A 23,085-nucleotide genomic window follows, 5' to 3' on the forward strand; every position below is an offset into this window, starting at 1 on the left:
TCGCTCTCACCGGTAGTTGACGAACTGCACCGCGAAGTCGAAGTCCTTCTCGCGCACCAGGCGCTGCACTTCCTGGAGCGCGTCCCTGCTCTTGGAGCTGACCCGCAACTCGTCCCCCTGGACCTGGGCCTTCACACCCTTGGGGCCCTCGTCCCTGATCAGCTTGGCGACCTTCTTGGCGTCATCGGTGGAGATCCCCTCCTTGACGGTGGAGTACAGCCGGAACTCCTTCCCCGACGCCTGCGGCTCCCCGGTCTCCAGCGCCTTCAGCGAGATGCCCCGCTTGACCAGCTTGGACTGGAAGATGTCGAGCACGGCGTTCGCGCGCTCCTCCGCGTTCGCCCGGATCTCGATCCGTTCCCCCGACCAGGCGATCGACGCGCCCACGCCGCGGAAGTCGTACCGCTGGGAGATTTCCTTGGCGGCCTGGTTGAGCGCGTTGTCGACCTCCTGCCGGTCGACCTTCGAGACGATGTCGAAACTGGAGTCGGCCATGGTGTGTCAGGCTCCTCACCGATAGTGGAACGCACGGGCTGGGTCGGCCGACAGCCTAACAACGAGAACGGCCCCCGGCCGCGTTTCCGCAGGCCAGAGGCCGTTGTCAGGGACGGGCGGAGCCACGCTCGCCCCGGGAGGGGCCGACCGGGGCGCGCCCCTGACCTGGCCTCATCCGCCTCCGCCGCCCGGCGTCACGCGGGCCGGTCCCCTGCGGGGGAGGCGTCCCGGTGGGTGAGCCGGACACCGAGCAGGCCGACGCAGGCCAGGGCGGCGACGGCCAGGGCCGTCAGCGCGGTGAAGGCGGCGGGGTAGGCGAGCGTGGGGTTGGCCGCGTTCCAGGCGGCCGTCGCCACGATGCCCGCGGCGAGTCCTGTGCCGGCGACGATCGCGTAACCGAGCAGGAACTCCCGGGCGTTGATGCCGCGTATGCCCCGGGGGGTCACGCCGAACGCGCTCAGCAGCCGGCCGTCGCGCCGGCCGGCGGCGGAACGGTCGATCAGGCCGACGGACAGCAGCAGGAACACCAGCGCGCCGAACAGCGTCACGCCGCCGAAGATCCAGGCGACGAGCGCGGGTTCCTCGGGCTGCCGGTCGGTCTCCGAGGTGACGGAGAGGGCGGCGGGCTGGGCGAGCGCGGCGGCGCGGACGTCGGGCTCGAAGTCCGGGTCGCGCGGTGCGATGACCAGCAGGGAATCGCGGGACGTCGGCTCCTTCGCCTCCTCGCGGACGAGGGGGAGGGAGGAGGAGCCGTGCCCGAGGAGCCGTTTGATCCGCTGATCGGCTTCCGGCAGCAGGTCTCCTCCGGCCGCGCACGCGGGGCGTTCGAGCAGCCGGGCGAGCTGCGGGCAGCCGGCGGCCAGGTGCAGGGCCCCGGTGTCGGTGTGGGTCAGTGGCGCGGCGACGGCGCCGGGGAGGTCCCGCAGCAGGGCGTCCACGTCGGCGTGCTCCACCGCTCCGCGCACTTCGACGGCCTCGGCGGTGGGGTCGGGCGGAACGGGCGGGTCGAGTTGCCGCACCGTGGTGGACCAGGCGGCGATGACGGGACTCAGCACCAGCAGGGCGGCGATCCCGTACAGGGGGCGGACGGCCGAGCGGGGGTCGTACTGGAGGCGCCGCCCCGCGAGCATGCGGGCGGGCGCGGTGGCGCCGCGCGCGATGCGTTCCCCGGCCCGGCGCGCGATCACCGGCAGGGCCAGGGGAACGCCGGCCGCCAGCAGGATCGCGCCCGCCAGGGTGGTGGTGGTCGATGAGGTGCCGTCGCGGAAGAAGGCGGCGGCCAGCAGGGCGAGGCCGGCGGCGACGGGCGCGGTGCGCGCCAGCGCCAGGCGCGGCCGTCCGGCTCGCGGCCGGGGCGTCGCGGCGTGCTCCCCGGGGCGCCGCCGCCTCTCACCCGCCACCGCCAGGAGCGCGAACAGCACGGCGAGAACGGCCAGGACGGCGGTGAAGGACCACAAGGGCGGGACGAGCGCCCCGTCGGCCACCGGCCGGTCGACCACCGGGAGAGCGGTGACCCGCGGGCCTGCCAGGGCCCAGACCAGGCCGCCCAGGGCCAGGCCCGGCAGGACGATGAACGCGGCCTCCGCGACGACCAGGCGTCGGCGGCGGCGGCGCGGAACGCCCAGGGCGCGCAGCAGCGCGAGCCGGTGGGCGCGCGGCGGCGCCGACACGGCGGCCGCGGTCGCGGCCAGCAGCACCAGGGGAAGGACGATCAGGGCGCTGATGGCCAGGGTCAGGCCGGTGAGGTCCAGTTCGGTGTCCTCGCCGATCGTCATGAGGCCGCGGCCGAACCCGGTGACCGGGACGGCGCCCATGGCCCCGTCCTCGGGCATGAGCCGGTAGGCCAGCAGCTCTCCCGGATGCCGTACCCCCTCGTCGGTGAGGACCCGGGCGTTCGGGAAACGTTCCGCCAACTCCGGGTGCTGTTCGGCCAGTTCGGCGAGTCCTGGGGAGACGGCCCAGCCGCCGGGCTCGGGCCAGGAGGCCAGGCCGGGGGGCAGCGCCCGGGGGTCGGTTTCGTCCACCGGGTCGAACCACACCACCGGATAGCTCGTCGTGCCCCAGCTGTCAGTGTGTCGGTCGACGCGCAGCACCGCCTCCTCGGCGGAAGTGGTCAACTCCATCGTCCTGGCCTCGAAGCGCTGCCGCTCCTCGCCCAGCATGTGCAGCAGGCCGGCGGTGAACAGCGCGGTGACCGCGACCACGGCCGCCGTCGTGCCCAGCAGGACCACGCGCAGCCGCTGCCGCGGATGGGGGGAGCGGACCAGCCGCAGGGCCAGCCGCCACGTCGTCGCCGTCGCGTTCACCGGCCTTCTCCCGCCCCCGACGCGGCCGTCGAGGCCCGCGGGTGCAGGCGACCGCCGCGCAGCAGCAGGGTGCGGTCCATCGCGGCGGCCACCGCCGCGTCGTGGGTCGCGACGAGCAGCGCCGTGCCCTGTTCGCGGCAGGACCGCAGCAGAACGTCCGTGACCCGCCGGGCGTTGTCCTCGTCCAGCGCGCCGGTCGGCTCGTCGGCCAGCACCACGCGCGGGCCGCACACCAGCGCCCGCGCGATGGCCACCCGCTGCGCCTCGCCACCGGACAACTCCTCGGGCGCCCGGGCGCCGTACCCGGCAAGGCCGACCAGGTCGAGCAACGCGTCGGCACGCCCGGTGGCATCGCCCCGGCCGGCGAACAGCGCCGGCAGGGCGACGTTCTCCCGCACACTCAACTCCGGTATCAGCTCCCCGAACTGGAACACCATGCCGATGTGCGCCAGCCGCAGCGCCGCCGCACGGTCCGCGGATAACTCGCTGATCGGCTCGCCCGCTATCGCCACGCCGCCGCCGCTCAGGGGCACAAGGCCGGCCAACGCGTTCAGCACCGTCGTCTTGCCCGAGCCCGACGGCCCCATCACGGCGACGGCCTCACCCGCGCCCACCTCCAGGTCGAGCCCGTCCGCGAGGCGCCGCCCCGGCACCTCGACGACCACCCCGGCCGCCCTGACGACCGCCCCGGCGGAACCCACCCCCTCGGCAGCCCCGCCGGTCCGGCGCCGAACCTCTGTCTTCTCCGCACGCCCGCGCATCGCGCCCCTCCCCTTGTGTGTCCATCAGGACACGGCACGCTACCGTCCCGCCGCCGGCGACGCGCCCGCGGGCGTTCATCGTCCGGGGCGTCCGCGAGGCCCGTTCACCCCTTGGGCGGGGCCGTGCTGTCGCGGACGACCAGGGTCGTCGCGATTTCGAGCCCGAGCTGCGGCGCCTTCTCGCCGCGACCGAGGGCGAGCGCCAACTCGGTGGCCGCCACGGCCATTTCGGTCAGCGGCTGGTGGACCGTCGTCAGCGGCGGATCGACCCAGGCCACGACCGGCAGGTCGTCGAAGCCGACCACGCTCACGTCCTCGGGCACGCTCAGCCCGATCTCCCGCGCGGCCTGGTAGACGCCCAGGGCCTGGAGGTCGTTCGCGGTGAAGACGGCGGTGGGCCGGTCGGGGCGGGTCAGCAGCGCGCGGGCGGCGGCGTGGCCGTCCTCGCGGGTCAGCGGAACGCGGGTCACCAGGCCGGGGTCCGCCGCGAGGCCGGCCTCGGCCAGGGCCGAGCCGTAGCCGGCCAGCCGCGCGCGGCAGCACAGCACCTCGTCCGGGCCGCTGATCATGGCGATGCGCCGGTGGCCCAACTCGATCAGGTGCCGCGTGGCCGCGTGGCCGCCGCGCCAGTTGGTCGCGCCCACGAACGGGACGTCGTCGGGCAGCTCGGTGGTCGGGTCGAAGACGACGAACGGGATGCCCTTCGCGCTCAGTTGCTCGCGTTCGGCGGCCGAGAGCTGCGCCACCGACAGCACGCAGTTCGGGCGGCGTCCGACCGTGTCGTCCATGGTCATGGGGTTCGAGTCGTGGAGACCGAACTCGGAGACCATGACGCCGACCCGGCGTTCGCGCGCCACCCGCTCGACACCGCGGATGATCTCCACCGCCCACATGCTCCGCAGCTCGCGGAAGACGAGCTCCACGACCTTGTTGCGGGAGCCGGGCGGCTTGCGGTACCCGTGCCGGTTGACCAGCTCCTCGACGCGAGCCCTGGTGTCGTCGGACACCCCGGACCTGCCGTTGATCACCTTCGACACGGTGGGAACCGACACGCCCGCCGACTCCGCGATGTACGCGATGGTGACCGGCCGCCGCGGGTCCCCGCCCGCGTTCCGTTCGTCCGCTTCCGGCGCTTCCTGTGCCCCCGATGCCAGCGGCTGCTCGTCCGTCACGATCGCCTTCCTCCGTCCGGCGGAGGCGCCATTGTGGCACTCGGGCAGCCCGCGGGCCAGATACTTTCTCCGCTGAGCGGCGGAAAGTTTCTCCCGAAGCCGTCGACAGGCGGCGGCCCCGCACCAGCCTCGCCGCGGCGGGAAGGGCCGCTGTGCGGCGCGGGCCACACCTACGACGCCGAGTTGGCGTCCATGGACACCCGGTCCCCGGCGGGCCGGACCACCGAGGCCGTCCGTGCGCCGCGCGGGGTCACCGCGCGGGCGTGCCGTCCACTAGGCGCGGCAGGCCCTGGGGGTTCCCCTCCCTCAGCGCCTCGGGCAGCAGGTGGTCGGGGAAGCCCTGGTAGGCGACGGGGCGCAGGAAGCGGGCGATGGCGGCGGTGCCAACCGAGGTGGTGGTCGGCGCGGTGGTGGCCGGGTAGGGCCCGCCGTGCTGCTGGGCGTAGGTCACGGAAACGCCGGTGGGCCACTGGTTCCACAGCACCCGCCCGGCCCGTTCGGCGAGCAGCGGCACCAGCTCGGGGACGATCGCGTCGTCGTCCTCGCCGACGACGGTGGCGGTGAGCTGCCCGTCGAGCGCGCGCGCCAGGGCCACGAGTTGGGATTCCTCGGCGTAGGTCACCACGAGGGCGGCGGGGCCGAAGCACTCGGCCAGCAGCTCACCGCCGCCGGCGAGCACGTCCTCGATGCCCGCCGTGAGCAGCGCGGGCGCGGGCGCGTCGGCCTGGGCGCTTTCGTTCGCGGCCAGCGGGCGGACCGCCTCGTGCCCGGCCAGCTCGCCGAGCCTGCGCGCGTACCCCTCCGCGAACCGCGCGGAGAGCATGGGTGCGGGGCCGGGCAGGGCGGCCGAACGCAGCCGCCGCAGCACCGCCGAGTCCTCGGGCACCGCGAGCACGCCCGGCTTGGTGCAGAACTGGCCCGCGCCCAGCGCGAAGGAGCCGACGAAGCCCTCGGCGATCTCCTCGGCCCTGGCGGCGTCGGCCGCGCGCGTCACGAAGGTCGGGTTGACGCTGCCCAGTTCGCCGTAGAACGGGATGGGCTCGGGGCGGGAGCAGGCGATGTCGAACAGGGCGCGCCCGCCGGCGACCGAGCCCGTGAAGGAGGCCGCCTTCACGCGCGGGTCGCGCAGCGCGGTGACGCCCTCGTCCACGCCGTGGACCAGGCCGAACACGCCCTCGGGCGCCCCGGCGTCCCGCAGGGCCAGGGCGACGACCTCGCCGGTGCGGGCGGACAGCCGCGGGTGTCCCGGGTGGACCTTGACCAGCACGGGGCAGCCGGCGGCGAGCGCGGCGGCGGTGTCCCCGCCGGCCACGCTGAAGGCGAACGGGAAGTTGCCGGCGGCGAAGTTGAGCACAGGACCAAGCGGCACCAGCACGCGGCGGATGTCGGGGCGGGCGCCCATGGGCCAGTCGGGGTCGGCGTGGTCGACGCGGGCGTCGAGGTAGGCGCCGTCGCGCAGGAGCGCGGCGAACAGCCGGAGTTGGAACGTGGTGCGCTTCAGCTCGCCCGCGAGCCGGCCGTCCGGCAGGTGGGACTCCTCCCGGGCGAGCGGCAGCAGTGCGCCGGCGTGCTCGTCGAGGGCGTCGGCCACCGCGGTCAGGGCGCTGGCCCGGTCGGCCGGGCCGCGCGCGGCCCAGTCAGGGGCCGCCGCGGCGGCCCCGGCGAGCAGCGCCTGGAGTTCGTCGGGGGTGGTGGTCGGGTGCGTCATGGTGCTTCCTCGGGGTCGGTTCCGGGGCGCGGGGGGTCCGTTGCGCCGCCGGGCGGTCCTGACGCCTGCTCCGCGGCGGGGCCCGGCGCGGGTTCCGGCGGCGCGAGCGGCGCGAGCGCGGCGAGTTCGCCGAGCGGAACGGGCGCGGCCAGGGGCCGCTTGGCGAGCGGACGCAGGTCGTCCGCCTCGGCGGGGCGCCCCGCGCGGGACGCGAGCAGGCACGCGGTCGCGAACCCGCACACCCGGCCCTGGCACCAGCCCATGCCCGGCCTCGCCAGCATCTTGGCCGTGCGCGGGTCGTCGGCGCCGAGGTCGTCCTGGACGTCCCGCAATTCGCCCGTAGTGACCTCCTCGCAGCGGCAGACGACGGTGTCCCGGGTGAGCCACTCGTGCCAGCGCTCGGGCACCGGGTGGGCGTGGTGCATCGCCGAGGCGAACGCCTCCGCCCTGGCGATCCGCCCGAGCAGGACGCGTCCCCGGCCGCGGGAGGCGGGGCGCCCCTGGTCGACGGCGGCGGTCAGCCCGGCGAGTTCGCCCTCGGCCACGGCCTTGGCCGCGCCGCCCACGCCCGTCGCCTCGCCCGCGACGTACACGCCGGGCACGGTGGTGCGCCTGACCCGGTCGACGGCGGCGACCAGCGAGCCGTCCTCGCCCCGCCTGGTCCCGGCGCCGACGGCGAGGACGAGTTCGAGCGAGGGCGTGAAGCCCCAGCCGAACGCGACGAGGTCGGCGTCGAGCCGCCGGCCGCGGCCGGGGACGATCCGGCCCGCGCCGTCGATCCGCTCCAGGGTGACGCCGTCGACCTCGTCCTCGCCGTGCACGCGGGTGACGGCGGTGCGCGTCAGGTACGGAACGCGGTGGCGCAGCAGGGCCGCGGCGTAGCCCGCGCCCTCCAGGGCCTTGCCCGGCGTGCGGGCGGCGTCGAGCGGTCGGCGCAGCCAGCGGGTGGGGCGCGCCGCCTCGCAGACCGCGAGGACCCGGGCCCCGGCCCGGGCGAGCCCGGTGGCGACGGGCAGCAGGAAGGGGCCCGTGCCGGCCACCACCGCGCGGCGCCCGGCGAGCGTTCCGTGGCCCTTGAGCAGGGCCTGCACGCCCCCGGCCGCCATCACGCCGGGCAGCGTCCAGCCGGGGACGGGGAGTTGGCGGTCGTAGCCGCCGGGGCACAGGATCAGCGCGCGGGCGGCGACCTCACGCGTCGCGCCGTCCGGGTGTCCGGGCAGCACGGGGGTGAGCCGGAGCGTGAACGGCGCGGCACCCGCGCGGTCGACCGTCCAGACCTGGTGGAGCGGCAGGTGGTGGACGCGGCCGGCGCCCACGTGCCGGGCGAGCCGCCCGCGCAGCCGGGTGAACGTGGCCCAGTCGTGCTGCCCCGCGCTCTCGTCCGCCGGGAACGCCGGGAACGCCGGGAACGCCGGGGAGGCAGCGGACGCCGCGGACGCACCGCCCGCGCGCTCGGCGGCGGCGCGTTCGTCCCGGTGCCGCCAGAACTGGCCGCCGGTCTGCGCCGCCGCGTCGATCAGGGCGACGCGGAGACCCGCGTCCGCCGCGGCGACGGCCGCGGCGAGCCCGGCGGGCCCCGCGCCGACGACCGCGGTGTCGAAGACGGGACCGGCGGGCCGGGGGGCGGGGGTCACGGCCTGCCCCCTTCCGCCGCCGCCCCGCCCTCGGGAGCCGGCTCCGGCGGGAGCGGCAGCCCCGGCGGGGTGCTCGACAGGTCCATGCCCTCGCGGACGGGCACCAGGCAGGCGCGCTGGTTCGGCACGCCGTCCACGGTGATCAGGCAGTCCCAGCAGACACCGATGCCGCAGAAGAGGCCGCGCGGCGCGCCCTTCTCGCGGGTGCCGCGCCAGGCCCTGATGCCGTGCTCGGTGAGCGCGGCGCCCACGCTCTGCCCCGGGCGCGCGCTCAGGGGCGTTCCGTCGAAGGTCAGCTCAAGGCGGTCGGCGGCCGGGTCCCGGCGGCTGCCGCGACCGGCTTCCCGGTCGTGGTCGTGCTCGTGGTCATGCGCGTACGGCATGGGAGTTCACCCCTCTCCTGTGGTCGCGGAGTCGAACCGCTCCGGCGCGAAGGGCCCGAGGTCGAGATCGGTGTTCCCGCCGGTCATGGCCTGGGCGAGCAGCCAGCCCGTGCCGGCGGCCAGGCCGATCCCCGCGCCCTCGTGCCCGCACGCGTGCCACAGCCCGGGCGCCCTGGGGTCGGGCCCGATCACCGGCAGGTGATCGGGGCAGTACGGCCGGAACCCGCAGTAGGCGCGCAGCGCCCGCACCCCGGCCAGGGACGGGAACAGGGCGAGCGCGTTGGCCGCCAGGGCGCCCAGCACGTGCGGTGAGAGCGTGCTGTCGAAGCCCACCCGCTCCCTGCTGGCCCCGATCAGGATGGTGCCCGACTCGGTGCCCTCCACGACGGGCGAGGTCTGGAGCGCCGCGTCGGAACTCGCCACGTCGCCGACGTACTCGGCCGCGTAGACCTTGTGCCTGACGGTCGGCGGCAGCGGCTCGGTGACGAGCACGAACCCGCGGCGCGGCAGCACCGGCAGCCGCACCCCGGCCAGTGCCGCGAACGCGCCGCCCCAGGGGCCGGCCGCGTTCAGGACGGCGCCCGCGGCCACGTCCCCCCGCGGGGTGCGCACCCCGGTGACCCGCTCGCCGTCCCGCAGCAGGCCGGTGACCTCGGTGCCCGTGCGCACGTCCGCGCCCCGCAGCCGGGCCAGGCGCAGCAGGTGGGCCGCGGCGAGCATGGGCTGGAGCTGCGCGTCCTGCGGGTAGTAGGCGCCGGCGACCATGGCCCGGGAGAGGAACGGCTCGTAGTCGGGCAGCTCGGCGGCGTCCAGGTCGACCGCGGTCACGCCAAAGGCGCGCTGCCCCTCGGTGAGTCCGGTGAGCGCCTCGGCGCTCGCGGGCGTGGCGGCGACGATGACGCCGCCCTTGCTGTCGAACTCCCACAGCGGGCCGAACTCGCCCAGTTCCTCGCGCCAGATCCGCTGGGACAGCAGCGCGAGATCGAGTTCTGGACCCGCCTCCTTGTCGGAGACCAGCAGGTTGCCCTCGCCCCGGCTTGAGGTGCCGCCGGCGACGTGGCCGCGGTCGAGCACCAGGACCCGCAGCCCCGCCAGGGTCGCGAAGTAGGCGCTGGCCGCGCCGACCACGCCGGCGCCGACCACGACCAGGTCGGGGCGGGCCGTCACGAGCCCCTCCCCGTGCTCCCCGCGCTGTCCCCGCCCCCGGCGTCCCTCTCGTCCCCGGTGTCCTTGCCCGAGCCGGCGTCGCCCGCCCACTTGCCGCGGACGTGCCCGATGTGGCGGCGCATCAGCTCCTCGGCGCCGGCCCCGTCGCCGGCCTGGATCAGGTCCATCAGCCGCAGGTGCTCCTCGGCCGAGTCCCGCAGCTCCCCGCTCCCGGCCAGCGAGGCCAGCCCGAGCAGCCTGGTCTGCGACCGCAGTTGGGAGATCGTGTCCACCAGCCGCGGGTTGCCGCTGTAGGCGAGCAGCGTCAGGTGGAACCGCCGGTCGGCCTCCGTGTACCGGATCAGGTCGGCCTGCTCCGCGGCGTCGACGATCTCGTCGGCCAGCCGCCGCAGGCGGGGGAAGTCGGCCGCGGGGATCAGCGGGCTCACCCGCCGGATGGTGGGCGGCTCGATGAGCAGCCGCAGTTCGGTGATGTGGTCGAGGTCCGCCTCGGAGATCTTGGTGACGCGGAAGCCCTTGTTCGGTACGGAGGCGACCATGCCCTCCCTGACCAGGTCGAGCATGGCCTCGCGCACGGGCGTGGCCGAGACGCCGAAACGGGCGCTGAGCGTCGGCGCCGAGTAGACCACGCCAGGCTCCATCTCCCCGGAGACGATCGCCGCGCGCAGGGCGTGCGCGACGGACTCGCGCAGGTTCTCCCGCTTCTTGAGCACGGTGAAGTTCGATGACGAGTTGGGAGTGGTCATGGCACCTTTTCGGGCGTTCTCTCGGCGTGCTTCTGGCGGATGTCGGCCGCTCGCGCGGTCACGTGCGGCGGTTCGCGGCGGCCGGGCAACGGCCCGGCCCCGCGGGCTACAGCAGGAATCCTGCGGGAAACGGGTCCTCCGGGTCGAGGTGGAACTGCGACGTGCCGGTGACCCAGGCCCGCCCGGTGATGGTGGGGACCACGGCGGGCAGCCCGGCGACCTCGGTCTCCGCCACCAGCCGGCCGGTGAACCGGCTGCCGATGAACGACTCGTTCACGAAGTCCTGGTGGAGTCCGAGCAGGCCGCGGGCGTGCAGCTGGGCCATTCTGGCGCTGGTCCCCGTCCCGCATGGCGAGCGGTCGAACCATCCGGGGTGGATGGCCATGGCGTGCCGGGAGTGCGCGGCGGTCGAGCCCGGCGCCTCCAGGTAGACGTGGTGGCAGCCGTGGATGTCGGGCCGCTCCGGGTGCCGCGGCGGGTCCTGCGCGTTGATGGCGCGCATGACGGCCAGCCCGGCGGCGAGCAGTTCGTCCTTCGCCGCCCGTTCGAACGGCAGGCCGAGTTCGGCCAGGCGCACGAGAGCGTAGAAGTTCCCGCCGAACGCGAGGTCGTAGCCGACGCTGCCCAGGCCGGGCACCTCGACGCGCTGGTCGAGGGCGGCGGAGAACGCCGGCACGTTGCGGATGGTCACCGAGCGGGCGGCGCCGTTCACCACCTCGACGTCGGCGGTGACCAGGCCGGCCGGCACGTCGAGCCGGATGGTGGTGACCGGCTCGGTGACCTCCACCATGCCGGTCTCCACCAGCACGGTGGCCACCCCGATGGTGCCGTGGCCGCACATCGGCAGCAGTCCCGAGACCTCGATGAACAGCACGCCGACGTCCGCGTCGGGGCGCGTGGGCGGCTGGAGGATGGCGCCGCTCATCGCGGCGTGCCCGCGCGGCTCGTACATCAGCAGCGTGCGCACGTCGTCGCTGTTGTCGATGAACCACTGCCGCCGTTCGGCCATGGTGCTGCCCGGGATGGTCCCGACGCCACCGGTGATGACGCGGGTGGGCATGCCCTCGGTGTGGCTCTCGACCGAGTGGAAAACGCGTTTCGATCGCATGTCCTGTCCTTCAGCGTGCCGTGTGCGTTCGTGCCGTGTGCGTGCCGCGTGCGTCTTCGCGCCGCGGCCCCCCGTGCGGGCGTCCCGGTGTGCCATGGTGCCCGACGGCGCCGCCGGGCCGGCGCCGTCGCCCGCCCCGGCGGCGCGGCCGGATCAGCGGTGGCCCGCGGCGAGCACGGCCTCGGTGGTGGCGCGCACGGCGGCCTCGGCCTCGGGGACCAGCGGCGAGCGCGGCGGCCGGCAGGGGCCGCCCTTGCGGCCGGCCACGTCCATGGACAGCTTGATCGCCTGGACGAACTCGGGCTTGGAGTCCCAGCGCAGCAGCGGGTGCAGCTCGCGGTAGAGCGTCAGGGCGCGGGAGATGTCGGCCGGGTCGCCCGAGGTGGCGAGCCGGTACAGCTCCATGCTGGTGCTCGGCAGGGCGTTGGGGTAGCCGGCGATCCAGCCGACGGCACCGGCCAGGCCGAGTTCGAGCAGAACGTCGTCGGCGCCGATCAACAGGTCGAGCTCGGGGGCGAGTTCGCGGATCTCGTACGCGCGGCGGACGTCGCCGGTGAACTCCTTGACGGCGACTATCAGGCCCTCGGCGTGCAGTTCGGCCAGGAGCGCGGGGGTGAGGTCGACGCGGGTGTCGAAGGGGTTGTTGTAGGCGACGACGGGCAGGCCGGCCTTGGCGGCCTCGCGGTAGTGGGCCAGGACCGTGCGCTCGTCGGCGCGGTAGGCGTTGGGCGGGAGCAGCAGCACCGAGTGGGCGCCGGCCTCGGCGGCCTGCTCGATCCAGCGGCGGGACTGGAGCACGCCGTAGGCGGCGACGCCCGGCATCACCGTGAAGCCCTCGGGCGCCGCGGCGACGGCGGTCTCGACCACGCGGGCGCGTTCGGCGTCGCTGAGGCTCTGGTACTCGCCGAGGGAGCCGTTCGGGCACACGCCGTCGCAGCCTTGCTCGGCCAGCCACGCGACGTGCTCGGCGAAGCCGTCGAAGTCGGCCGCGAGGTCGTCGTCGAAGGGGAACGCGGTGGCGACGTGGACGCCGCGCCAGGGCTGCCGTGCAGCGGTCATGGTGATCTCCTCGTAGGTGGGGCCGCTCTAGGACTACCAATAAAATGTCACATTGCATAGTCCGGCGGCGCACATTCGCGGTCCGGATGAACGGGCCGCAAAATCCTCCCCTCGCACCCATTGCCCGCCCCTGCGGCATGTGACATGTTACTGAGCCACATATTCGAGCCACGGGGAGGATGGAATGAGACAGACGCCGGGGAAAGTCCTCGCCGTCGTCGCCGGTGTGGTCGTTCTGGCCCCGGGGTGCGCCCCCGACACCAGCACGGCGGAGGGCGAGTACCGCGTCGCCGTGCTCGCCGCCTCGGCGCAGAACGGCTACAACCAGGCCGTGTACGACGGCGTCGTGGCCGGCGCGGAGGAACTCGGCCTCACCGTGGACGTCAAGATCCTCGACGGCGGCTTCGACTCCACCACGCAGCTCTCCCAGCTCCAGACGGCGGCCACCGTGGGCGGCTACGACGGCGTCATCGTCGTTCCGCACGACGGGCCCAGCCTCGCCGGGGCGTTCCCCCTCGCGAACTCCGTCCCGGTGATCACCGTCCTCAACCCCATCGGCCCCGACGTCGACGACATGGAGCCGCAGGTCGAGGGCGTGGTCTCCACCGTGGCCGTGCCGCCGAGCGACGCGGCTGCCCGGCAGGCGGAGGGCGTGGTGGACCACTGCGCCGACCTCGACCCCTGCAAGGTCACCCTCGTCGTGGGCGACCTCTCCTCCCCGCTCGACATCGCCCGCCGCGACGCCTACCGGGGCGTGCTCGGCGAGCACGCGAACATCGAGGTCGTCAGCACCGTCGAGGGCAACTACGACCGCTACCAGTCCCTGACCGCGGTCTCCAACAGCCTCCAGTCCAACCGCGACGTCGACGTCATCCTCGCCAGCGCCGACCAGATGACGCTGGGCGCGGAGCTGGCCCTGGAGAACGCGGGCATCGCGCCCGAGAGCGTGTACCTGACCGGCGGAGGCGGCACCACCGAGGCGGTCCGAGCCGTCCGCGAGGGGCGCTGGACGGCCAACTACCTCAACTTCCCCGTGAGCATGGGCGCCGCCGCCATGGAGCAGCTCGCGAACGCCATGACCGGCCGGCCGGTCGAGACCGTCGTGAACGCCGACACCGTCGGCCCCGAGGGCGTCGAACCCTACGCCACCCGGGAGACGCTGGCCGGCCCGGAGGCCGAGGACTTCACGGGGGAGTGGAACGGCTGATGACGACGACGACCGAAACGTCCAGCACCGCGAACGCCGGGCCGGCCCCCGTGCTCACCGCCCGCGACCTGTCCAAGTGGTTCGGCGGCACGCACGCCGTGGACGGGGTGAGCCTCGACCTGCTGCCCGGCGAGGTGCACGCGCTGGTGGGGGAGAACGGCGCCGGCAAGTCCACCCTGGGCAAGCTGATCGCCGGGGTCTACCAGCGGGACGGGGGCGACCTCGTGGTGGACGGCGCCGCGATCGGCCGCTGGGACCCGGCACGGGCCGGTCGCCACGGCATCGCCATGATCGCGCAGGAACTGGCCCTCGTCCCCGAGCTGACCGTGGCGCAGAACGTCTTCCTCGGCCGCGAGCGTTCCCGGGCCGGCGTCCTGCGGCCGGGCACCGCGGCGGAGTTCGAACGGATCGACGCGATGGCGCGCTTCGGCCTGCCGCCCCACCGCAAGGTCCGCGACCTGGGCATCGCCGACCAGCAGAAGGTCGAGATCATGCGGTCCCTGGCCAGGGACGCCAAGGTCGTCGTGATGGACGAGCCCACCTCGTCCCTCACCGCCCACGAGACGGAGAAGCTGCACGAGCTGATCCGCACCCTGCGCGCCCAGGGCAGAACCGTCGTCTACGTCTCCCACTTCCTCGACGCGGTCCTCGGGATCGCGGACCGGGTGACGATCATGCGGGACGGCCGCCTGGTGCGCACCGGCCCCGCGGCCCGGGAGACGAAGGCGAGCCTGATCGAGGGCATGCTCGGCCGCTCCCTCGCGGTCACCTTTCCCGAGCGGAGCGCGCCCGTTCCCCCCGCGACGCCCCCGGTGCTCGACGCGAAGGGCCTGGCGACCGCCGAGGGCGTCGTGGACGCCTCGCTGACCGTGCGCCCCGGCGAGGTCGTGGGCCTGATCGGCCTCGTCGGCAGCGGGCGTTCCGAGATCGCGCGCGCCCTGTTCGGCGCGGACCGGCTCACCGCGGGCACCGTGACCCTGCGCGGCAAGCCGTTGACGAGGCCGCGCCCGTGGCGTTCGATCGCGGCGGGCCTGGCCATGGTCCCCGAGGACCGGCACGGCCAGGGCCTGCTCCTCATGCGCTCCATCAGGGAGAACATCGCCCTCACCCACTGCCGCGGGTTCGCCGTCGCGGGCGTGATCAGCCGCCGCAGGGAGCGCGCCGCGGTCGGCGAGCTGGCCGCCAGGCTCCAGCTGCGCCCCGCGCGGATCGAGTCGGAGATCCGCGGCTTCTCCGGCGGGAACCAGCAGAAGGCGCTGATCGGCAAGTCGCTGCTTGGCGACCCCGCGTTCGTCATCCTCGACGAGCCCACCCGCGGCGTCGACGTCGGCGCGAAGTACGCCATCTACGAGCTGATCACCGCGCTCGCCGCCCAGGGCGTCGGCGTCCTGCTCATCTCCTCGGAGCACGAGGAGGTCATGTCCCTGAGCCACCGCGCCTACCTGGTGCGCGAGGGCCGCACGATCGACGAGGTCGTGCCCGCCGAGACCACCATCGACCGCATCCTCACCACCCTGTTCGGCACCGACCAGAAGGCAGCACCGTGACCGCCATCACCGCGGAGACGCAGCGCAAGGCACCCGTGCGACCCCTGCTGCTGGCCAAGGATCACGCCGTGCTGATCCTGCTGGCGGCCGTCGTCGTGTGGCTCTCCGTCGCCAGCCCCGCGTTCTTCACCTCGGCCAACATCCTCAACATCCTCAACCAGAACGCCCCGCTGGCGATCATCGCGGCGGCCGGCACGTTCGTCATCGTCTCGGGCAACTTCGACCTGTCGACGGCGAGCATCTTCGCGGTCGCCAGCGTCTGCGCCGCCTGGCTCGCCGTGGAGACGGGCAACCCGCTGCTCGCGCTGGTCGCCGCGCCGGTGGTCGGCATGGTGCTCGGCGCGCTCAACGGCCTGGTCGTCGCCTCGCTGCGCATCCACTCCTTCCTCGCCACCCTGGCCTCCTCGATGGTCTACTCGGCGCTCGCGGTGCTGATCACCGGCGGCGCGCTGATCACCGTCGACGTCGACGGCTTCGCCGACTTCGGCCGCGGCAGCTTCCTCGGCGTGTTCATACCCGTGTGGGTACTGGCCGCCGTGGTCGCCGCCCTGTGGTTCCTGCTGTCGGGAACGGTCTTCGGCCGGCACGTGTTCGCCACCGGCGGCAACGCCGAGGCCGCCGAGCTGTCCGGCATCAGGGCCGACCGCGTCAAGGTGCTCGTCTTCGTGCTCAGCGGACTGGCCGCGGGCATCGCCGCGGCCATCGCGGTCTCCCGCATCTCCTCCGGGCAGCCGCAGGCGGGCGCCGGCATGGAGTTGCAGGCGATCGCGGCGATCATCCTGGGCGGCACCAGCATCCACGGCGGGGTCGGGGCGGTGTGGCGCTCGGTGGCCGGCGTGTTCCTCATCGCGCTGGTCGGCAACGGATTCGACATCATGAACTTCAACCCCCAGCTCAAGGACCTCGTCACCGGGCTGATCATCCTCGCCGCGGTCGCCCTGGCGGCCGTGGGCCGGCGCAGACGTTAGCGCCGCGGCCCCCTCCCGCCCGGCCCCCTCGAACCACCACGAAGCACAACGCAGGAAAGGTGCGCCCGCCATGCCGCAGGACATCCGCGTCGCGATCGACGTCGGAGGAACGTTCACGGACGTCGTCAAACTCGACCCCGCAACGGGCGAACTCCGCTTCGACAAGGTCCCCACCACCCCCTCGTCCCCGACCGAGGGCGTGCTGAACGCGTTCGACCGGATCGCGGTGGACATGCCGGACGTGGCCATGTTCAACCACGGCACCACGCTCGGCCTGAACTCCCTGCTGACCAGGTCGGGCGCCCGGGTCGCGATCGTCTCCACCCGCGGCTTCCGCGACGTCTACCTGCTGGGGCGCACCGACCGGCGCGCCATGTACGACATCCGCCACCGCAAGCCGGCGCCGCTGCTGGAGCGCTACGACACCTTCGAGGTCACCGAGCGCTCCTACTTCGACGGCACCGCGGGCGCCCCGCTCGACGAGGAGGAGGCGCGCCGGGTCGCGCGGGAGATCGCCCGCCGCGGGTACGAGGCGGTGGCCATCGCGTTCCTGCACTCCTACGCCAACCCGGCGCACGAGGCGCGGATGCGCGAGATCCTGCTGGAGAGCGCCCCCGGCGTCGAGGTGACCGTCTCCCACGAACTGTCGCGGGAGTACCGGGAGTACGAGCGGACCTCCACCGCCGTCCTCGACGCCTACATCAAACCCGTCGTGCGCGGCTACCTCCACCGGCTGGAGTCCGAACTGGCCGACCGCGGCTTCACCGGGCGCTTCCTGATCTCCCGCTCGGGCGGCGGCGGCATGACCGCCACCGCGGCCAGGGAGCAGCCGGTCAACCTCATCCTCTCCGGACCAGCGGGCGGCGTGGTGGGGGCGGCGGCGTTCGCCAGGCTGACCGGCCGGCCCAACCTGATCACCATCGACATGGGCGGCACCAGCCTGGACGCCTCCCTGGTGCTCGACTCCCAGCCGGTGCTCCAGCGCGGCACCGAGTTCGAGGGGCTGCCGATCAACACGCCCTCGCTCTACATCCACACCATCGGCTCGGGCGGCGGCTCACTGGCGTACCTGGACGACGCGGGCGCCCTCCAGGTCGGCCCGCAGAGCGCGGGCGCGGTGCCGGGCCCCGTCGCGTACGGCCGCGGCGGAACGCAGCCGACGTTCACCGACGCCGCGCTCGCCGTCGGCTACCTCGGCGCGGACACGCCGCTGGGCGGCACCCTCGCCCTGGACGCCGAGGGCGCCCTGGCTGCGCTCGGGTCCGTCGCCGCGGAACTCGGCCTCGGGACGACCGAGTTGGCCCGCGGCATCCTCCAGATCTCCAACACCAAGATCACCGGGGCCGTGCGCGCCATCACCGTCGAACTCGGCCACGACCCGAAGGACTTCTCGCTGCTCTCCTTCGGCGGCGCGGGCGGTCTCGTCGCCGTGGACGTCGCCCGCCAGCTCGGCATCCCCTCGGTGGTCATCCCGCCGGGCCAGGGCGCGTTCTCCGCGCTCGGCATGCTGATGGCCGACGTGCAGCACGACTTCGCCAGAACGTCCGTCACCGCGCTCGCCGACGTGGACCGGGCCGCCGTGGACGCGGCCTACGCCGGCATGGCGGCCGAGGCCGACGCCATCCTGGGCGAGGAGGGCTTCGGCCCCGCGCAGCGGGAGCTGACCCGCACCGTGGACGTGCGCTACGCCGGGCAGGAGCACTCGGTCAGCGTGACGTTCCCCGAGGAGGCCGCCGACCCCGTGGCCGTCATCGAGAAGGTCTTCGCCACCTTGCACGAACGGCAGTACGGGCACGTCATGAGCGACCCGCTGGAGATCACCGCGCTGCGGCTGCGCGCCATCGGCGTGGTCGACAAGCCGCGGCTGCCCACCCTCGCCCCGCGCGAGAGCGGCGCACCGGCCCCGCGCGGCACCCGCCCGGTGCACGCGCCCGACGGCACGCGCGAGGAGTACGCGGTGCACGTGCGCGAGGAACTGCTCGGCGGCGACGCCGTCGAGGGCCCCGCGATCGTCACCGAGCACACCGCGACCACCGTGCTGCACCGCGGCGACCGGCTGACGGTGGGCCGGTACGGGGAACTGGTCATCACCATCGGCGGCGAGCCGGCGGACGGCGAGCGGCAGAGCGATAAGGGGAAGGACGAGAACCGATGACCGACGCGATCACCACCGAGATCATCAGGCACGGACTGCTGTCGGCCGCCGAGGAGGTCGCCCGCAACCTGTGCAGGACCGCCTACAACACCGTCGTCTACGAGATCCACGACTACGGCATCGGCATCCACGACGCGTCAGGCGACGTGGTCGCCGATGCCCCCGGCATCGCGATCTTCACCCGGGGCAACGACTACGGGATCAAGAAGTCGCTCGAATTCCTCGGCGCCGACGCGATGCGCCCGGGCGACGTGTACCTGCTGAACTACCCCTACTGGTCATCGGCGCACACCCTCGACCCGCTGGTCTTCGCGCCGATCCACGACGGGTCCGAGCTGATCGGCTTCGCCTCCTGCCGCATCCACGTGCTCGACCTCAACCAGAAGGACCCCGGCTACGTCCTGGACTCCACGCACAGCTCGCAGGAGGGCCTGGTGTTCCCCGCCACCCGGCTGTACCGCGAAGGCGAGCAGAACACGGACGTGTTCAACATCATCAGGTTCAACTCGCGGATGCCGGAACGGACCATCGGCGACATCCAGGCGCAGGTCTCGGCCTGTGTCACGGGCGTGCGGCGCACCCAGGAGATCGCCCGCAAGTACGGCAGGGACAGCCTGCTCGACGCGATGCGGGCCATCAACGAGCACGGCGAGAAGCTGGCCAGGATCGGCCTGAGCAAGCTGCCCAAGGGCACCTGGACCGCGACCGACTTCGTCGACAGCGACGGCGTGGACCGCGAGACGCTGGTGAAGCTGACCGCCACCGTGACCGTCACCGACGAGGAAATGGTCGTCGACTGGACGGGGAGCGCCCGCGACGTCCGCGGGCCCATCAACCTCCCGCGCGGGCAGACCGAAGCGCTCTCCAGCCTGATCTTCAAGGCGCTGACCACCCCGGACAGCCCGGTCGTCGCGGGCAACTTCGCCCCGCTCCGGGTGATCACCGAGCCGGGCTCGGTGATGCACGCGGTGCCGCCGATGCCCACGTTCACCCTGTGGACGGGGCTGCTGGCCGGCGAGGTGATCCTCAAGGCGCTCGCCGAGGGCATGCCCGACCTGGTGCCCGCCTGCTCCGGCGGCGACGTCTGCTCCATGATGGGCCTGGGCGTCAACCCCAGGACGGGCGATGCGTGGCAGGAGGCCACCAACGAGGCCGTCGGCTTCGGGGCCACGCGGGACGCGGACGGCGAGGACGGCATCATGCACCTGTCGGAACCCGGCTGCCGCAACAACCCCGTCGAAGTGCTCGAAACCAAGTCCCCCATGATCATCGACTCCTACGGCTACCGCCCCGACACCGGGGGCCCCGGGCGGTTCCGCGGCGGCGTCGGCGTCAGCCGCGTCTACCGCTTCACCGCCCCCGCCACCGGCATCTGCCTGGTCTACAAGACCCGCACCAACCCCTGGTCCATCGCCGGCGGCGACGAGGGCGAACCCAACCGGATCGTGCTCAACGCCGGCACCGAACACGAGGTCGTGCAGGGCGGCAGCTACAACCACCTCAAGGCGGGCGAGACCCTGGCGAACGAGACCGGGGGAGGCGGCGGCTACGGCGACCCGTTCACCCGCGACCCCGCGGCCGTGGCCAAGGACGTCCGCAACGGCTTCGTGACGGCGTCGGCCGCACGCGAACGGTACGGCGTGGCCGTCGACACCACCGACTTCACCGTCGACGCCCCCGGGACCGCGGCGCTGCGCGCCGCGGGGAGGTGACCGCCCGCCATGGCCGCCGGTGAGCTGACCCTCGACAACGCCCTGGTCTTCGACGGCTGGTCCGCCGAGCTGACCGAGACCTCGCTGTTCGTGCGCGACGGCGTCATCGCCGAGATCGGCCCCGCCGTCACCCGCGCGGAACGGGTCATCGACGCCAGGGGCCGCACCGTGGTACCCGGGCTGATCGACGCGCACTTCCACGCCTACGGCGTCTCCCTGAACAACCTGGAGTTCGACGCCGGGCCGCTCAGCTACCTCGCCCTGGCAGGCGCCCGCCGGCTGCGGCGGGCGCTGCACCGCGGCTTCACCACGGTCCGCGACGTGGCCGGCGGCGACCCCGGGCTCGCCCGGGCGGTGACCACGGGGCTGATCGAAGCGCCGCGCTACCTCTACACCGGGCCCGCGCTCAGCCAGACCGGCGGGCACGGCGACGCCAGACCGGCCGAGCACGACATCTGCCTGCACGGCGGCCACATGAACGAGGTGGTGGACGGCGTGGACGACCTGCGGGTCGCGGTCCGCGAACGCTTCCGCCGCGGCGCCCACGCCATCAAGATCATGGCCTCGGGCGGCGTGGTGTCGCCCACCGACCCGATCCGGCCGGCGCAGTACTCCGCCGAGGAGATCGCGGCGGTCACCGCGGAGGCCGCGCGCCGCGGCTCCTACGTCGCCGCGCACGCCTACTCGCCCGAGGCGATCAGGCACGCCGTGCTGAACGGCGTGCGTTCGGTCGAGCACGGCAACCTGCTGGACGAGCCCACCGCCGCACTGCTCGCCGAGCACGGCGCGTACCTGGTGCCGACGCTGGCGGCCTACGACGCGATGAACCGCAGGGGCGACGAGGTCGGCCTGCCCGCCGCGGGCAGGGCGAAGAACGCCGAAGTCCTCGACGCCGGGCGGGTGGCGGTCGAACGCGCCCACGCGGCCGGGGTGCCGGTGGGCTTCGGCAGCGACCTCATGGGCGATCTGGAGAACGACCAGCTCATCGGGCTCCGCCTCCAGGCCGAGGCGTCCGGCACGCTGGCCGCGCTGCGCTCGGCGACCTCGGTCAACGCCCGCCTGATCGGCCGGGACGACCTCGGCCGGATCGCCGTCGGCGCCCGCGCCGACCTGCTGCTGCTCGACGCCGACCCGGTGTGCGATCCCGCGGCGCTGTGGGACACCGCGAGACCCCGCCTGGTCATCCGCGCCGGTACGCCGGTACCCGAGGACGGCCGGGTACTCGCCTGAGCCCGCCGTTCCTTGAGCGACTTGAGGCGGCGCCGCGCGAGAACGCCGGGCTCCACGCGCGACTGGTCGCCGGGGCCCGCGAGTCCGGGGCCCAGGGCGAGCCGGATGAGCACGGCTCGCGCGCGGCAGCCTGACCGGGGCCAGGCGGTCCGTGCGGGCGCTCGTTCCCCAGGAACTCGGGGCGGGCCACGCTGCTGACCTGAAGAACCGTCTCGCAAACCGAATGGAGTGCGGAAGAGGGGGCCGATCTGAGGGCCACGAGCACGACGACGACCATCAGCAGAATCTGAACCGTCGTGGCGGTGTACTTATCCACTGCTTTCACCTCCTGTCTCCGTCCCGGTCGACTTGGTTGTCGACCGGGACGGCCCCCGGGAGGTGTCAGTGTGCACGCGCGAGGGCGTCGTGCTCCTCGAGTCTCCCATGCTCGAAATACCTGCAACAAGGCGGCGGCCGGGCGGTGTTCGGTGACGAGTTCCGAGCAGGTCGCCACCCTGGCGACATTCGGCACGCGGCACTCGCGGTCGGTCACAACCTCGCAGACCACGAGGGTGTCGAGCGGAGTCGCGCCGCCGGGACGGACCGCGGTGTTCTCGAGTGGGCCACGGCGCTGCCCACCGTTCCGGTCAGCGGCAGGCGCCGGAGTCGGCGGTAGCCGCGAGGGAGTGGAAGGGCGCGGAAGCGACCTGGTCTGCGTCAGCGCCGAACGGCACGATGATCGCTTGCTCATCGCCGGTGACGCGGATGCAGTGCGCCTCGTCGCCGCCGCTTGTCTCGACCGTGTACTCTTCGTCGCCGACGTGACGCACCGTCAGGTCAAGGCTTTCATCTGCTTCGGCTACGGCTGCACGGACCTGGTCTCGGTAGAGGCCGGCTACTTCTGTACCCAGTTCGTCCTCCATGACCATGTTGCTGTCGAGGTTCGCGACGGCCTCGTCCACAGCCTGACCCACCTTACTGGCGGTAGTTTCGAACGCGCCGTTCCGATTGCCGGCGGCGACGCCGAGGCCGATCAGCACGACGGCCAGCACGACGGCCACGGCCCGATGCGCGGCTACAGCGGCGTCAGAGGGCTCATGAGCAGCCGGGTGCGCGTACGCCCACGCTCGCACGGCCCAGAACAGGCGTCGGCCGCCGATGACGGCCTCGACTATCACCAGGGCCGCCAGGCCCCAGAGCACGATGACGACAAGCACGATCAGCCCCCTGAGATGCGTGACTTCACACTCGTACCGGGCGCTGAACCGCGGCGGCCCGAACGGCACGGATGGTCCCCACCAACACGTAACCCTCAGTATACGCTTACCCCTCCGGATGTAATCATCGAGGTCGCGAACGAGTGAAAGAGCTCACCGAGCTCCTCGAACTCGCCGACGCCGAGCTCAAGGAGGCCGCTCGCTCCGCCGACCTTCTCTCCTGGCGCTGGACGAGGCCGAACGCGAGCGATCTGCGGCTGACGAGCTGCGCCGCCGTTTGATGGCCGCCGGCCGCTACCAGGACACCGCCGTGACCGAGACAGTCGGCGTGCCGGCCGACTTCGAGGGACTGTAGGACCAGCTACCCGTCTTCACTCACCTGTTGGTGAGCGCCGACAGAGGAACCGCCTTGCGCTTGGATGAAGAGGCTCGCGGGCGCGTCTGGGCAGCGAAATCCGAAGAACGCATCTTTCCCGTGCCCGCGTCGGTGAGTACAACCCGAAGTGCCACGGCCTCGGCGTATGCAGCGAA

The 23,085-nt window shown here is 73.6% G+C and carries 19 protein-coding genes; 7 read left to right on the plus strand and 12 right to left on the minus strand.

From position 1 onward, the window contains the following. Nucleotides 1-6 precede the first annotated feature (6 nt). From LC193_RS18055 to LC193_RS18105, 11 genes are all read right to left on the minus strand, one after another. Complete coding sequence (locus LC193_RS18055; protein ID WP_226075500.1) at nucleotides 7-495, minus strand: YajQ family cyclic di-GMP-binding protein; 489 nt, start codon at nucleotides 493-495, stop codon at nucleotides 7-9. Nucleotides 496-689: 194 nt separating this feature from the next. Then, nucleotides 690-2,801, minus strand: coding sequence for an FtsX-like permease family protein (locus LC193_RS18060; protein WP_226075502.1), 2,112 nt, complete (start codon nucleotides 2,799-2,801; stop codon nucleotides 690-692). Further along, the gene (locus LC193_RS18065) at nucleotides 2,798-3,562 is read right to left on the minus strand and encodes an ABC transporter ATP-binding protein (RefSeq protein WP_226075504.1); all 765 of its coding nucleotides are present in this window, start codon (nucleotides 3,560-3,562) and stop codon (nucleotides 2,798-2,800) included. The genes LC193_RS18060 and LC193_RS18065 overlap by 4 nt, the downstream gene beginning before the upstream one ends. A 104-nt stretch (nucleotides 3,563-3,666) precedes the next feature. Continuing rightward, nucleotides 3,667-4,716 carry a LacI family DNA-binding transcriptional regulator gene (locus tag LC193_RS18070; RefSeq protein WP_404819540.1) on the minus strand — a complete coding sequence of 350 codons (1,050 nt, stop codon included), beginning with the start codon at nucleotides 4,714-4,716 and terminating at the stop codon, nucleotides 3,667-3,669. A gap of 268 nt (nucleotides 4,717-4,984) precedes the next feature. Beyond that, nucleotides 4,985-6,442, minus strand: coding sequence for an aldehyde dehydrogenase family protein (locus LC193_RS18075; RefSeq protein WP_226075506.1), 1,458 nt, complete (start codon nucleotides 6,440-6,442; stop codon nucleotides 4,985-4,987). Next, nucleotides 6,439-8,076: an NAD(P)/FAD-dependent oxidoreductase gene (locus LC193_RS18080; protein ID WP_226075508.1), complete on the minus strand. Its 1,638-nt coding sequence runs from the start codon at nucleotides 8,074-8,076 to the stop codon at nucleotides 6,439-6,441. The genes LC193_RS18075 and LC193_RS18080 overlap by 4 nt, the downstream gene beginning before the upstream one ends. After that, nucleotides 8,073-8,459, minus strand: a complete 387-nt coding sequence (locus LC193_RS18085) for a (2Fe-2S)-binding protein (protein WP_226075512.1) — start codon at nucleotides 8,457-8,459, stop codon at nucleotides 8,073-8,075. Before LC193_RS18085 ends, LC193_RS18080 begins: the two co-directional genes overlap by 4 nt. Nucleotides 8,460-8,465: 6 nt before the next feature. Further along, entirely contained in the window at nucleotides 8,466-9,626 is a 1,161-nt protein-coding gene (locus LC193_RS18090) for an NAD(P)/FAD-dependent oxidoreductase (RefSeq protein ID WP_226075514.1), read from the minus strand. Next, entirely contained in the window at nucleotides 9,623-10,372 is a 750-nt protein-coding gene (locus tag LC193_RS18095) for a GntR family transcriptional regulator (protein WP_226075517.1), read from the minus strand. The genes LC193_RS18090 and LC193_RS18095 overlap by 4 nt, the downstream gene beginning before the upstream one ends. Nucleotides 10,373-10,478: 106 nt before the next feature. After that, nucleotides 10,479-11,480: a proline racemase family protein gene (locus LC193_RS18100; RefSeq protein WP_226075520.1), complete on the minus strand. Its 1,002-nt coding sequence runs from the start codon at nucleotides 11,478-11,480 to the stop codon at nucleotides 10,479-10,481. A 153-nt stretch (nucleotides 11,481-11,633) separates the two neighbouring features. After that, nucleotides 11,634-12,539 carry a dihydrodipicolinate synthase family protein gene (locus tag LC193_RS18105; protein WP_226075523.1) on the minus strand — a complete coding sequence of 302 codons (906 nt, stop codon included), beginning with the start codon at nucleotides 12,537-12,539 and terminating at the stop codon, nucleotides 11,634-11,636. Nucleotides 12,540-12,723: 184 nt separating this feature from the next. On the opposite strand from LC193_RS18105, the gene LC193_RS18110 reads away from it, so the two are divergent. The 6 genes from LC193_RS18110 (at nucleotide 12,724) to LC193_RS18135 (ending at nucleotide 21,358) form a co-directional block, all read left to right on the plus strand. Further along, nucleotides 12,724-13,746 carry a sugar ABC transporter substrate-binding protein gene (locus tag LC193_RS18110; RefSeq protein ID WP_226075525.1) on the plus strand — a complete coding sequence of 341 codons (1,023 nt, stop codon included), beginning with the start codon at nucleotides 12,724-12,726 and terminating at the stop codon, nucleotides 13,744-13,746. Next, on the plus strand, nucleotides 13,746-15,293 hold the full coding sequence (locus tag LC193_RS18115) for a sugar ABC transporter ATP-binding protein (protein WP_226075526.1): 1,548 nt from the start codon (nucleotides 13,746-13,748) through the stop codon (nucleotides 15,291-15,293). The genes LC193_RS18110 and LC193_RS18115 overlap by 1 nt, the downstream gene beginning before the upstream one ends. Beyond that, nucleotides 15,290-16,261 carry an ABC transporter permease gene (locus tag LC193_RS18120; protein WP_226075527.1) on the plus strand — a complete coding sequence of 324 codons (972 nt, stop codon included), beginning with the start codon at nucleotides 15,290-15,292 and terminating at the stop codon, nucleotides 16,259-16,261. Before LC193_RS18115 ends, LC193_RS18120 begins: the two co-directional genes overlap by 4 nt. Before the next feature lie 70 nt (nucleotides 16,262-16,331). Beyond that, complete coding sequence (locus LC193_RS18125) at nucleotides 16,332-18,416, plus strand: hydantoinase/oxoprolinase family protein (protein ID WP_226075528.1); 2,085 nt, start codon at nucleotides 16,332-16,334, stop codon at nucleotides 18,414-18,416. Next, complete coding sequence (locus LC193_RS18130; protein WP_226075529.1) at nucleotides 18,413-20,128, plus strand: hydantoinase B/oxoprolinase family protein; 1,716 nt, start codon at nucleotides 18,413-18,415, stop codon at nucleotides 20,126-20,128. Before LC193_RS18125 ends, LC193_RS18130 begins: the two co-directional genes overlap by 4 nt. Before the next feature lie 9 nt (nucleotides 20,129-20,137). Next, a complete protein-coding gene (locus LC193_RS18135) occupies nucleotides 20,138-21,358 on the plus strand; it encodes a metal-dependent hydrolase family protein (protein ID WP_226075530.1) in 1,221 nt (406 codons plus the stop codon). Between the two features lie 626 nt (nucleotides 21,359-21,984). On the opposite strand, the gene LC193_RS18140 is transcribed toward LC193_RS18135, so the two are convergent. Further along, nucleotides 21,985-22,554, minus strand: coding sequence for a hypothetical protein (locus tag LC193_RS18140; RefSeq protein ID WP_226075532.1), 570 nt, complete (start codon nucleotides 22,552-22,554; stop codon nucleotides 21,985-21,987). Between the two features lie 143 nt (nucleotides 22,555-22,697). Between LC193_RS18140 and LC193_RS18145 the strand changes: the two genes are divergently transcribed. Next, on the plus strand, nucleotides 22,698-22,835 hold the full coding sequence (locus tag LC193_RS18145; protein ID WP_226075535.1) for a hypothetical protein: 138 nt from the start codon (nucleotides 22,698-22,700) through the stop codon (nucleotides 22,833-22,835). Nucleotides 22,836-23,085: the final 250 nt, after the last annotated feature.

Source organism: Streptomyces marincola, assembly GCF_020410765.1.
GTDB lineage: Bacteria > Actinomycetota > Actinomycetes > Streptomycetales > Streptomycetaceae > Streptomyces > Streptomyces marincola.

Bases quoted from the DNA above. Each gene is read 5' to 3' on its own strand.
- LC193_RS18055 (WP_226075500.1), bottom strand. From the start codon at position 495: ATGGCCGACTCCAGTTTCGACATCGTCTCGAAGGTCGACCGGCAGGAG.
- LC193_RS18135 (WP_226075530.1), top strand. From the start codon at position 20,138: ATGGCCGCCGGTGAGCTGACCCTCGACAACGCCCTGGTCTTCGACGGC.
- LC193_RS18065 (WP_226075504.1), bottom strand. From the start codon at position 3,562: ATGCGCGGGCGTGCGGAGAAGACAGAGGTTCGGCGCCGGACCGGCGGG.
- LC193_RS18095 (WP_226075517.1), bottom strand. From the start codon at position 10,372: ATGACCACTCCCAACTCGTCATCGAACTTCACCGTGCTCAAGAAGCGG.
- LC193_RS18075 (WP_226075506.1), bottom strand. From the start codon at position 6,442: ATGACGCACCCGACCACCACCCCCGACGAACTCCAGGCGCTGCTCGCC.
- LC193_RS18125 (WP_226075528.1), top strand. From the start codon at position 16,332: ATGCCGCAGGACATCCGCGTCGCGATCGACGTCGGAGGAACGTTCACG.
- LC193_RS18105 (WP_226075523.1), bottom strand. From the start codon at position 12,539: ATGACCGCTGCACGGCAGCCCTGGCGCGGCGTCCACGTCGCCACCGCG.
- LC193_RS18130 (WP_226075529.1), top strand. From the start codon at position 18,413: ATGACCGACGCGATCACCACCGAGATCATCAGGCACGGACTGCTGTCG.
- LC193_RS18110 (WP_226075525.1), top strand. From the start codon at position 12,724: ATGAGACAGACGCCGGGGAAAGTCCTCGCCGTCGTCGCCGGTGTGGTC.
- LC193_RS18085 (WP_226075512.1), bottom strand. From the start codon at position 8,459: ATGCCGTACGCGCATGACCACGAGCACGACCACGACCGGGAAGCCGGT.
- LC193_RS18115 (WP_226075526.1), top strand. From the start codon at position 13,746: ATGACGACGACGACCGAAACGTCCAGCACCGCGAACGCCGGGCCGGCC.
- LC193_RS18100 (WP_226075520.1), bottom strand. From the start codon at position 11,480: ATGCGATCGAAACGCGTTTTCCACTCGGTCGAGAGCCACACCGAGGGC.